Here is a 1,351-nt window from a genome sequence, read left to right as displayed (position 1 = left end):
CCGCCGTCTCGTCGATCGCACGGCGGTTGTCGTCGAGGGCTTTCTCACGGGTGGCTCCGGGCTGCGCCGTGAAGAATCCCGCGCGGCACAGCGACGAGATGCGCAGCCCGGATGCTCTCACCAGCTCGGCCGCCCGCGCGAGGCCCACCTCGGCGACGGGCTCGCGCCACGCGCCGAACGAGCGATAACCGGCGCCCCGTGCCACGTCGAGCGCCTCGGCGAGCGAGGCGTGCTTGACGGTGGCCTGATTGAGGCTGAGCCGCGGGTGCGGGGGCGGGGTCACAGCAGCACCGTCCGCGGGATCTCGACGCCCGAGACCGCGAGGAACGCGTTCCAGCGCGACGCCGCGAGCTCCGGGTCCTCGAGCGCGCCGGCGACGTTCGCGAGCCGCACGATCTCGGAGAGGTGCGGCAGCGAGCGGGCCGAATGCAGGCCGCCGACCAGCTGGAAGCCGGGCTGATGCCCGTTCAGCCACGAGAGGAACGTGACGCCGGTCTTGTAATAGAACGTGGGCGCGGCGAACACCTGACGCGACAGCGCCTCGCTCGGCCCGAGCAGGGCGAAGTAGCCGTCACGGTCGCCCGCGTCGAGGCGCTGGATCGCGGCCGATGCGAGCGGGGCCACCGCGGCGAATGCGCCGAGCAGCGCATCGGAGTACGAGCCCCGTTCCTGGTCGGGGCCGCCGCTCGGGGCATCCCCCGCGATCAGGCCCACGTAGTTGAAGTCGTCGCCCGTGAACATGCGCGCCGGGCGCGGCAGGCGGGCGCGCACCGCGATCTCCTTCTGCGCGTCGAGCAGGCTCATCTTGACGCCCGCGACCTTCTCGGGGTGCGCGGCGATGATGTCGATGAGAACGGATGCCGCGGCCTGGGCATCCGTGCTGCCGAAGTAGCCCCGCAGCTCCGGGTCGAACGCCTCCCCCAGCCAGTGCAGCACGACGGGGCTCTGCGCCCGCTCGAGCAGGCGGTCGTAGACCCGGCGGTAGTCGTCGGGACCGTGCGCGGCGCGCGCGAGGTGCCGCGAGGCCATCAGCACGACGCCGGCGCCCTGGTCTTCCGCGAAGGCGAGCTGCTCGAGGTAGGCCGAGACGACCTCGCCGAGCGAGATGCGCTCCGCCTCGACGTGGTCGGTGTTGACCCCCACCACGAGCGCGCCACCAACCGACCGCGCCTCGGCCGCGCTGCGGCTGATGAGCTCGCGCGTGGCCGCGGGGTCGAGGCCCATGTTGCGCTGTGCGGTGTCCATCGCGTCGGCCACACCGAGCCCCCACGACCACACGTGGTGGCGGAAGGCCAGCGTGGCATCCCAGTCGAGATCCGCCGGCTGACCGGGGGTGTTGTCGGCGTGGATC

At 72.8% G+C, this 1,351-nt stretch carries 2 protein-coding genes; both read right to left on the bottom strand.

Going from position 1 to position 1,351, the window contains the following annotated elements:
* The coding region (locus ACM2XV_RS15340) for a sugar phosphate isomerase/epimerase family protein (RefSeq protein WP_487027575.1) at nt 1-283 on the bottom strand (283 nt) is incomplete at its 3' end.
* Nucleotides 280-1,351, bottom strand: a 1,072-nt coding sequence (locus ACM2XV_RS15335; protein WP_487027574.1) for a DUF993 family protein, incomplete at its 5' end; no start/stop codon positions are given. The genes ACM2XV_RS15335 and ACM2XV_RS15340, both read right to left, overlap by 4 nt.

Source organism: Gryllotalpicola sp. CP2-P1 (assembly GCF_057512245.1).
The sequence above is the reverse complement of the archived record's forward strand: the minus strand, read 5'-3'. Positions and strand labels throughout refer to the sequence as shown.